13 protein-coding genes are annotated in these 8,673 nt (G+C 64.3%); 5 read left to right on the forward strand and 8 right to left on the reverse strand.

All coding sequences use genetic code 11. The annotated features are described in order from the left end of the window. From B3D39_RS16210 to B3D39_RS16225, 4 genes are all read left to right on the forward strand, one after another. Positions 1 to 255, forward strand: a 255-nt coding sequence (locus tag B3D39_RS16210; protein WP_286789882.1) for a hypothetical protein, incomplete at its 5' end; no start/stop codon positions are given. Next, complete coding sequence (gene tnpB / locus B3D39_RS16215; protein WP_078572415.1) at positions 252 to 599, forward strand: IS66 family insertion sequence element accessory protein TnpB; 348 nt, start codon at positions 252 to 254, stop codon at positions 597 to 599. The genes B3D39_RS16210 and tnpB, both read left to right, overlap by 4 nt. A gap of 62 nt (positions 600 to 661) precedes the next feature. After that, positions 662 to 2,257: an IS66 family transposase gene (tnpC, locus tag B3D39_RS16220; protein ID WP_286789883.1), complete on the forward strand. Its 1,596-nt coding sequence runs from the start codon at positions 662 to 664 to the stop codon at positions 2,255 to 2,257. Further along, the gene (locus B3D39_RS16225) at positions 2,257 to 2,595 is read left to right on the forward strand and encodes a YnfA family protein (RefSeq protein WP_286789885.1); all 339 of its coding nucleotides are present in this window, start codon (positions 2,257 to 2,259) and stop codon (positions 2,593 to 2,595) included. The genes tnpC and B3D39_RS16225 overlap by 1 nt, the downstream gene beginning before the upstream one ends. Here B3D39_RS16225 and B3D39_RS16230 read toward each other — a convergent pair. The 8 genes from B3D39_RS16230 to B3D39_RS16265 all read right to left on the reverse strand — a co-directional run bounded on the left by B3D39_RS16230 (position 2,586) and on the right by B3D39_RS16265 (position 7,394). Further along, positions 2,586 to 3,083: a DnaJ domain-containing protein gene (locus B3D39_RS16230; protein ID WP_274963683.1), complete on the reverse strand. Its 498-nt coding sequence runs from the start codon at positions 3,081 to 3,083 to the stop codon at positions 2,586 to 2,588. The two genes, B3D39_RS16225 and B3D39_RS16230, sit on opposite strands and share 10 nt — an antisense overlap. Positions 3,084 to 3,116: 33 nt before the next feature. Continuing rightward, positions 3,117 to 3,596, reverse strand: coding sequence for a phosphate-starvation-inducible PsiE family protein (locus tag B3D39_RS16235; RefSeq protein ID WP_273070801.1), 480 nt, complete (start codon positions 3,594 to 3,596; stop codon positions 3,117 to 3,119). Beyond that, entirely contained in the window at positions 3,593 to 4,594 is a 1,002-nt protein-coding gene (locus tag B3D39_RS16240; protein WP_274963682.1) for a PDZ domain-containing protein, read from the reverse strand. Before B3D39_RS16240 ends, B3D39_RS16235 begins: the two co-directional genes overlap by 4 nt. Continuing rightward, the gene (locus B3D39_RS16245) at positions 4,595 to 4,774 is read right to left on the reverse strand and encodes a hypothetical protein (protein WP_274963681.1); all 180 of its coding nucleotides are present in this window, start codon (positions 4,772 to 4,774) and stop codon (positions 4,595 to 4,597) included. It abuts the gene before it with no gap. A gap of 63 nt (positions 4,775 to 4,837) precedes the next feature. Continuing rightward, complete coding sequence (locus tag B3D39_RS16250) at positions 4,838 to 5,329, reverse strand: Hsp20/alpha crystallin family protein (protein ID WP_038147079.1); 492 nt, start codon at positions 5,327 to 5,329, stop codon at positions 4,838 to 4,840. 18 nt (positions 5,330 to 5,347) lie between these two features. Continuing rightward, a complete protein-coding gene (locus tag B3D39_RS16255) occupies positions 5,348 to 5,746 on the reverse strand; it encodes an Hsp20/alpha crystallin family protein (RefSeq protein ID WP_274963680.1) in 399 nt (132 codons plus the stop codon). A gap of 15 nt (positions 5,747 to 5,761) precedes the next feature. Continuing rightward, positions 5,762 to 6,190: an Hsp20/alpha crystallin family protein gene (locus B3D39_RS16260; RefSeq protein ID WP_274963679.1), complete on the reverse strand. Its 429-nt coding sequence runs from the start codon at positions 6,188 to 6,190 to the stop codon at positions 5,762 to 5,764. 268 nt (positions 6,191 to 6,458) lie between these two features. Beyond that, entirely contained in the window at positions 6,459 to 7,394 is a 936-nt protein-coding gene (locus tag B3D39_RS16265) for a zinc metalloprotease HtpX (protein ID WP_274963678.1), read from the reverse strand. 172 nt (positions 7,395 to 7,566) lie between these two features. On the opposite strand from B3D39_RS16265, the gene B3D39_RS16270 reads away from it, so the two are divergent. Beyond that, positions 7,567 to 8,673, forward strand: a 1,107-nt coding sequence (locus B3D39_RS16270) for an ATP-dependent metallopeptidase FtsH/Yme1/Tma family protein (RefSeq protein WP_286789884.1), incomplete at its 3' end; no start/stop codon positions are given.

Consider the following 8,673-nt stretch of genomic DNA (forward strand, 5'->3'; position numbering starts at 1 on the left):
CAGCGACATGAGCTCACACGCTCGCAAATCTACGGCTGGCGCCGGGACCTGAAGAAGAAGGGCCTTTGGTCGCCGGATCGGGGAGCAGTCTTCCTGCCTCTTGATTTTGGTGCCCAGTCCGAACCGGCCCACTCCCCGCCCGCTCGCCCGGTTCTTGTCGAGCTGCGTTTGGGGAACGGTCGCTGCCTCCGTTTCGACAGCAGCATGGATGGGGAGGCGCTGACCGGGCTGATCCGCGCGGTGGAAGCGGCATGATCGGCCCAGGCACCGGGGTTCGGGTCTACCTGGCGTGCGGCGCGACCGACATGCGGAAAGGAATTGCCGGGCTCTCAGCCCTGGCTCAGGATGTGCTGCGCCAGAAACCCACCAGCGGCGCCGTCTTCGCGTTCCGCGGTCGAAAGGGGGATCGGCTGAAGCTGCTCTACTGGGATGGCCAAGGCTTCTGCCTCTATTACAAGGTCCTCGAGCGCGGACGGTTTCCCTGGCCGAACACCAAGGCCGGGGTCGCGCGGCTGACCTCCGCCCAGCTGGCGATGCTCTGGGAAGGGATCGATTGGAGGCGCCCGGACTGGGGCGCGCCACCCGCGCGGGTCGGGTAGATTATCTGCCTGACTCTACTTGTTTTATTGGCCATCTCGACCTGTCCATGGTATCAGTCGGCATGTCCGATGATGCCCACATTCTCTCTGATGATCCTGCGGTCCTGAAGGCGATGATCGCCGCACTTCAGGCGGAGAATGCACGCATGTCGGCCACGCTTCAGGCCCACGAGCAGTTGGTTCAGGCTCTGCGCTTGCGGATCGCCAAGCTCCAGAAACAGGCCTTCGGAAAGTCCTCGGAAAAGATTGAGCGTGAGATCGCGCAGCTTGAACTGGCGCTCGAAGACCTGCTGGTCGCAGTTGCCGAGAAGCGTGATGGGTCAGTCGAGGAGGAGGTGCCTGCGGCGATCGATGCCGCTGTCGCTGAGATCAAGCCTCGTCGACGCCCGCGCGTCTCGGACACGACACCTCGCGAACGGCGCGAACTCGATCCCGGCTCCTGTTGTCCCGACTGTGGTGGCGACCTTCGCGTGGTGGGTGAGGATGTCAGCGAGTTGCTCGACATGGTCGCGGCGCAGATGAAGGTGATCCAGATCGCGCGGGTGAAGAAGTCCTGTCGCCGATGCGAGAAGATGGTGCAGCCTGCCGCCCCAAGTCGCCCTATCCCCGGCAGCATGGCTGGTCCTGGGCTTCTGGCCCAGATCCTCGTGTCCAAGTTCGATGATCACCTTCCGCTCTATCGCCAGAACGAGATCTACGCCCGTATGGGGGTCGACATCCCTGACAGCACGCTGCTGGACTGGTGCGGACGCGCCATGAAGGTGCTCGCCCCTATCATTGAACGGATCGAGACCGAGGTGATGGCCGCGCCGGTGCTGCACGCGGACGACACCCCGATCCGCGTCCTGGACCGGTCACGCCGGGACCGCGGCCTCGGCAAAGGGGTCAAGCAAGGGCGGGTCTGGGCCTATGTCTCTGATCAACGTCCTTGGGACGGTGCCGCGCCGCCGGGTGCCGTCTACCGCTTCTCCCCGGATCGTAAGGGGGAACATCCTCAGCGACATCTGCAAGACAGCGGCGGTATCCTCCAAGCGGACGCCTATGCTGGCTTCAATTTGCTTTACGAACCACGCGCTGACGGCAGCAGCCAGTTCCGCGAGGCCGCCTGCTGGGCGCATCTTCGGCGCGACTTCCATGATGTCTGGGACAGCACGAAATCCGAGATTGCGCGGGAAGCCCTCGACCGGATCGGCAAGCTTTATGATGTCGAGCGCGAGGTCGCCGGTCAATCCGCCGAACTGCGACAGGCCGCGCGCCAGACGCACTCCCGCCCCATGGTCGATGCCTTCAAGGTCTGGGCCGAGGCCCAGCTGCTGCGCATTCCGGGCAAGAGCGATCTCGCCAAAGCCTTCCGATACGGTCTCAGCCGCTGGTCCTCCTTCGAGCTCTTCCTCGAAGACGGCCGCGTTGGCATCGACAACAACCCCGCCGAGCGCGCCATGCGCCCGATCGGCATCGGACGGAAAAACTGGCTCTTCGCCGGCTCCGATAGCGGTGGCGAGACGCTGGCCAGGGCGATGACCCTCATCGAAACCGCCAAGATGAACGGGCTCGATCCACAGGCTTGGCTCGCCGACATCCTCGACCGTATCCATGATCACAAGATCAACCGGCTTGATGAACTGCTGCCGTGGCAGTGGAGCGCAGCCCGCCCATGATGAGCGTCTTCGCGTCCATCGGCATGTATGCGCTGGCTGCTCTCGCCGAGATCGCGGGCTGCTTCGCGTTCTGGGCCTGGCTGCGTCTTGACCGCTCAGCCCTCTGGCTTATCCCGGGCGCGATCTCCCTCGCCCTGTTCGCATACTTGCTGACGCGTGTTGAGGTCGAGTTTGCCGGTCGTGCATATGCGGCCTACGGCGGCATATACATCACAGCATCTATCGCATGGCTTTGGGCCGTAGAGGGGCAGATTCCGACCCGATGGGATATCATCGGCGCAATCTTTTGCCTGACCGGCATGGCGATCATCTTGGTCGCCCCTATGCTTCAGAAGTAACCTGCGGTCTCAATCGGGCGGTTACCGAGGAACTCCACCTCGAGGTGATAGCGCAGATCCTGGCCGCGGGCGTGAAATTCCTGCCCGAAGCCACCCGGGCTCGCCCGGCCACCGCGCGCACCGAAGATGTGCGAGAAGATGTCGGAAAGATCCTCGTCCGACATGCCGCCCGTCTCGAAGTGGAAGCCGCCCCCGCCGGGATCATAGCGGCGGCCGGCGTTCTGCCCGGCATACTGATGATAATACCGCCGTTCGGGCCGCTCCTGATCGCTGGCGTCGATCTCGCCCGCGTCAAAACGCCGGCGCTTCTCGGGATCGCCCAAAAGGTCATAGGCATGCGAGACCGACTTGAACCGCTCCTGCTTGACCGCATCGTCCGGATTCAGGTCCGGGTGCAACTCCTTGGCGAGCTTGCGATAGGCCTTTTTGATCTCGGCCTGGGTGGCGGTCTTGGCAACGCCAAGGATCTTGTAGGGATCTTCTGTCATCGCATGGCTTCTTTCACTTCGTATTCCCCTGGCTCAGAGGTCCTGGGCTTCCGCCCTCTCCCGCATGTCCTGATCGCGAACCAACCAGTAGACCAAGCCGAGCGCGAGCACGGTGGCGGCAAGGGCCCCGATCTTGGACGCCTCCGTCTCAGAGAGGTCAAGAATGATGAACTTGCGCACGATGGCAAGAAGCGCAATTAGGATGATGCTGCGGGCCTGTACCACCCCGAAACGGCGCTCGACGGCGACCAGCAGCGACCGCTTGAACTCGAGCGCGATCACCACGGTGAAGATCATCCCGAAAACCGCTTGGAACGTCCTGTAGTCCAGCGGATCGAGCCCGCCGAGGAGCAGGCGAAGGCCGACCTCGCGAATGAGTTGCCACAGCGCCGAGACGATGATGATCATGATAATGCCCGTGAGCACGACGATCGCCGCCTGCTCGAACCGTTCGTAGAGCGTCATTGCGCTCCAGTCTTCCCGGACTTTCGGCCGCGTTTCGGTCTGTTTCATCTGCTGCTCCATCGATTCACCGGCCCCGACCCTGCGATCGGGCCAGGCCGGGGCCGGATGGCGGTCGTTGCCGCCTGCTCAAGCGCGCGGTCAATGTCGCGCGTCGTCTCTACCAACTGGCGGTTAACGGCGGTGATCACGTCCCCCGGCTCGAGCCCGGCCCGCGCCGCGTGGCTGCCGGGCAGAACCTCGGCAACCACGACGTCCTGCGTCTCGCCCCAGACGGGATGCGACCCCAGCCGCACCCCGGCGAGCGCATCGTCGTCGCCGCGGCTTCGCGCGGCCGGACCCTGTGCTGCCCCGCGGGTCAGCGCGACCTGCGCGGTCAGACGCTCGCCGTCGTGGATATAACCGATCTCGACCCTGTTGCCCGGACGGCGCAGGCCAATCTTATGGCGCAGGTCGGGCGAGCCCTCTACCATCTCACCGTTCACGGCCACGATAACGTCGCCAGTCCTGAGCCCTGCGTCATCGGCCGGCGTGCCCGCCTCGACAGAGCTCACGGCGCCCCCTGTCGCGGCCTCCCCGCCAAGCGCCTGCGCCAGATCCGGCGTCAGATCCCGGATCAGCACGCGGAGCCGCCCGCGCTGCAACTCGCCGAACTCGAGCAGTTGGTCCTTGACCGCGAGCGCCATGTTGATCGGCACGCCGAAGCCAATGCCGACATTGCCGCCGCCATTGGGCGCGATGATCGCGGTATTAATGCCGACGAGCTTGCCATCCAGCTTGATGAGCGCGCCGCGCGAGTTGCTTGGATTGATCGACGCGTCGGTCTGGATGAAATCCTCGTAGCCCTCGGGGTTGATACCCGAGTGCCCAAGCGCCGAGACGATACCGCTGGTCACCGTCTGGGCGAAGCCGAAGGGATTGCCGATGGCCACCACGAAATCGTCCACCAGAAGATCCTCGGAATTTCCGAGCGCTACCTCGGTGAGGTTATCGGCCTCGCTCCTGAGCACGGCGTTGTCGGTGGCCGGATCGCAAAACAGCGGCGTCATTTACGCGTGTCGTTCCGAAACCACCGCGATGTTGACCACCGCATCATCGACCGCGTCGATGAGCGGCGCGATGGTCGGAATGCCGCGCGGATCCGCTTCGGCGCTCACAACCTGAGCGGCCGTCGGGCCTGAAAGGATGCCGATCGGATAAATAAATATTAGGGCGAGTCTTGCCAGCATGTCATCTCTTTTTCGGGGAAAAGGCGCCGCCGGGTTATCCCGCGGCGGCGCCGTGACACGCCCTCAGGCGCCCTTGACCTCGATGCGCTTGACCTTGGCCTGGGCTTCGGGTGTCTGCGGCAGACGGATCGTCAGCACGCCGTCCTTGAAACTCGCCTCGGCCTTCTCGCCATCGACGCCGGGCGGCAGCGGAATCGTGCGGTAGATCGCGCCATAGCTGCGCTCGGAGAGGTAGTAGCCCTTCTTCTCGTCCTGCCGCTCGATCTTCTTCTCGCCCTTGACGGTCAGCATGTCGTCGCTGACGGACACCTCAATGTCCTTCATCTCCATGCCGGGGAGCTCGATCGACACCTCGACCGCGTTGTCGGTCTCGACCACGTCCGAGCGGGCCTCTCCGCTGCCCCAGGGCCAGTCGAGATCGCCGACGCGGTTCCAGAAGCCTTCGAACAGGCGGTTCATATCTCGCTGAAGCGTAGCGATGGGATTCTGGTCACCAGCTTTCGGTTCGGGCGCGTGATCTTTGTGCGCCCAGGGGATCAGGTCCTTGATCTGCATATCCATTCCTCCTTCTGTTCAGGACGCTTTGACGGCGATCTTCTTCGGCTTAGTTTCGGCCGCGCGCGGCAGCGAGAGCGTCAGCACGCCGTGCGAGACCGATGCCTCGATCCTTTCGGGGTCGAAATCCTCCGACAGGGTGAAGGATCGCTCGTAATCGCCCTCGCCATATTCGGCATAGGCCAGTTGCAGCTTTTCGGTGCTGGTGGGCCGCACCTTGCCGCGGATCGTCAGCACGCGCTTTTCCAGCGTGACATCCACGTCATCGGGGGCAACACCCGGCATTTCGAGCATCAAGGTCACGCCCTCGTCGGTTTCGACGATATCGGCCAGCGGCTGATAGACGCGCCCGCCGGTGGTGGTCTCGGGCGTCTCGGCCGGGGTCTTCTCGGCAGTTTTAGTGACTTCGGTGGTCATGTCGAACTCCTCCTCTCAGGCGGCCTTGATCGCGATCTTTTTCGGCTTGTCCTCTTCCGGACGGCCGACGACGATGCGCAGAACGCCATCCGTCATCCGCGCCTCGACCTTGTCATCGGAGACGGCGAAGGGCAGACGGACGGCACGGCTGAACTTGCCATAGCCGCGTTCGTTGCGGTGCCAGCGGGCGTTCTCGGGCAATTCCGGTGCCTTGCGCTCGCCCGAAATCGTCAGCACGTCGTCTTTCACATGGATGTCGATATCGGCCGGATCGACGCCGGGCAGTTCGGCGGTGATCGCCACGGCCTCGTCGCTCTGCCAGACGTTCACCGCCGGAAAGGCGGGCCGGGCCGCGAACGACGGCGTGAAGCGGTCTGCATCGCGCAGCAAGGAGCGCATCAGCGCGAACGGGTCGCTTCGGCGCATGTATGTGGGATAAAGCATGTCTCGCCTCCTTCATTGCCAATCCATGACACGAAAGGTCTCGTGTCAGCCAGGGTGCCCGAGGAGCCGGACAGGTTGAAAGGTCCGCCGGACGATCGGCGTTCGAGTGTCGTCGCGTTTCCGATAAACTCCCGAACTGGCGAGCCATCGGTGGTCCGCTCTTGCAGCCGAACCTTTCTGCGTGTCCTTGAAACCCCAATTGGGCGTCTCGATTGTAATCAAGGAATGTGTCACGCTCGTTTCAAGAGAGGCACGACGAAATTTTCGCTCAGCGCCAGACACCCCAGGGCCCGAAGCGCGGCGGCGCGATCCGGCCGACCTGCGGCAGGCGCAACGGCGCCTCGGGATGCGTCGGCCGAAGCGGCCCCGCCAGCGCGCGCAGCCGCTGCACCCGCTCCTCGGTCGGCGGATGGGTGCGCAAAAGCGAGGGCACCGGGATGCGGCGGCCTGGCAGGAACATCTCTTCCCACAACCGCCCCGCGCTGCGTTCGAGCTTGAGAAGCGCCGAGGCCAGCCCCTCCGGGTCGCCGCTCAGCCGCGCACCGCCCAGATCGGCCTCATATTCCCGCGTCCGCGATAGGGCAAGCTGCAGCAGCGCCATGATTGTGGGCGAGAAGATCAGGAGAAGCGGCACCTCCCAGGGCACATAGGCCGCACCCATGAGGATCAGCGGCAGGTTCACAAGCAGGATAACCTGGCCGAACCAGGATGCCAGCGACACCGCCCGTGACAACGCATCGGCCAGCCCCATGATCCACAGGTCGCGATGGGCGACATGGGCGACCTCATGGGCCAGCACGCCGGCCAGCTCGCGGCGATCGAGCAGCCGCAAGAGCCCGTCGCTGATGCAGACCACACTGTCCTCCGGCTTGCCCATGGCGAAGGCGTTCGGCAATCCGCTGGGGATGTAGTAAAGTTCCGGCACCCGCGGCAGCCCCGCCCGGCGCGCCAGCTCGCCCAGGATCGCCAGCCCCTCGGGAAAGTCGCGCCCGGTCAGGCGGCGGGCGCGATAGGCGCGGATCAGGATCTGTTTCGACATCCCCGGCGCCAGCAGGAGCCCACCCAGCGAGCCCAGAACGATGGCCAGCGCCAGATCGGGGCCGACGATGGCATTGAGGGCGACCCAGCCGATGGCGCCCATTCCCGCCAGCAGCAGGACAGACTGGGCAAGGTTGATGAACCGGTGGCGGGGATTGAACGTCATCTCGGCCGGGCCTTTCATCGGGGTCAGTCGTCCGTAGATAGCCGAAGGGCCGGACGGTTTCGACCCCTGGAATGATCCCGCCCCCGAAAAACGAGGTGGGGCGCGACTTTGGTCTGGCGGTGCGCCGACAACGCAATAAGCTGTTCGCGGGTTGGAACCTAACAGGTGAGAAATGGAAAAGAAGACCGAATACAACATCTGGTATTGGGTGGTGGCTTTTGTGGCCGTTCTATTCCTCCAAAACGCGATCGCGGGCTGGCGATCCGTCGCACCGATCAACTTCAGCCAGTTCCAGACCTATCTCGAGGACGGCAAGATCGAATCGGTCACCGTGGGGCGCGATACGATTTCGGGCCGGTTTACGGTTCCAGTGGAAGGCAAGAACGACTTCGTGACCACCATCGTCGATCCCTCGATCCTGCAACTGATCGACAAGAAGGGGGTCGAAATCACCGGCGTGCCGCAGAACACGTTCCTCGGCACGCTGATTTCCTGGGTGGCGCCGGCGCTCGTCTTCTTCGGCATCTGGATGCTGCTGTTTCGCAAGTTCGCCGACAGGCAGGGTTTCGGCGGCTTCATGCAGGTCGGCAAGTCGAAGGCCAAGGTCTATATGGAAAAGGAAACTGGCGTCAGCTTCGCCGATGTCGCCGGCGTGGATGAGGCCAAGGCCGAGCTGGAAGAGGTGGTGCAGTTTCTCAGGAACCCGGCCGACTACGGCAAGCTCGGTGCGCGCATCCCCAAGGGCATCCTGCTGGTCGGCCCGCCCGGCACCGGCAAGACGCTGCTCGCGCGCGCCGTGGCGGGTGAGGCGGGCGTGACCTTCTTCTCGATCTCGGGGTCGGAATTCGTCGAGATGTTCGTGGGCGTGGGCGCCGCGCGGGTGCGCGACCTGTTCGAACAGGCCCGGAAATCCGCCCCGGCGATCATCTTCATCGACGAGCTCGACGCGCTCGGGCGCGCCCGCGCGGCCGGGCAGGTCGCCGGTGGTCATGACGAGCGCGAGCAGACGCTGAACCAGCTTCTGACCGAGCTCGACGGGTTCGACCCGTCGGCCGGCATCGTTCTGCTGGCGGCCACCAACCGGCCCGAGATCCTCGACCCGGCACTCCTGCGCGCGGGTCGCTTCGACCGGCAGGTGCTGGTGGACAAGCCCGACAAGACGGGCCGCGTGCAGATCCTCAATGTGCACATGAAGAAGGTCACCCTCGCCCCGGATGTCGACGCCGAGAAGGTCGCGGCGCTGACGCCCGGCTTTTCCGGGGCGGATCTGGCCAATCTC

It is taken from the genome of Thioclava sp. UBA3469, from assembly GCF_002378135.1.
Lineage (GTDB): Bacteria > Pseudomonadota > Alphaproteobacteria > Rhodobacterales > Rhodobacteraceae > Thioclava > Thioclava sediminum.